Raw genomic sequence first — 454 nt, forward strand, 5'->3', positions numbered from 1 at the left:
GATCTCAGAGGTTTTATGGATTGAAGCGAACACAGGACTTTGAGTAACCACTGCTCCTTGTGATTGAAGGTGCAGGATTTCGGGGATGAAATAGAAGCCAAATAGCAAACCTGTTCCTACCATCAAACTCATGCTAACCAGCGCTATCCAATCGGAGTCTTTCTTCCAATAGCTCCACAACTCATAAGCCAAAGAAACTAAGCAAACAGCAATCAAAGGATAAGACAGACGTACAAAGACTTCGGTCATCATCAAGCCTTCTTGAAAGCGATTAAGTACTGATTCGCCTAACCATGAAGAAGAATTAAAGATCACGGGGGCGACCACTGCGCCCGCAAACAATGAAAAGGCAATAACACTGGTCAATGCGATGACGTAAACAATTGAAATTGTTCTAGTAAGTAGATTCATAATGGAAAATGCACTTCAAAGAAAAAGCTCAGCATAACGACTG

General features: G+C 41.9%; 1 protein-coding gene. It reads right to left on the minus strand.

The features are described from left to right. On the minus strand, positions 1–411 hold a 411-nt coding region (locus tag AB4585_RS28905), incomplete at its 3' end, for a DUF4149 domain-containing protein (protein WP_372172226.1). Positions 412–454 lie beyond the last annotated feature (43 nt).

The sequence above is a fragment of the Vibrio sp. 10N.222.49.C9 genome, from assembly GCF_041474985.1.
GTDB classification, from domain to species: Bacteria; Pseudomonadota; Gammaproteobacteria; order Enterobacterales; family Vibrionaceae; genus Vibrio; species Vibrio crassostreae_C.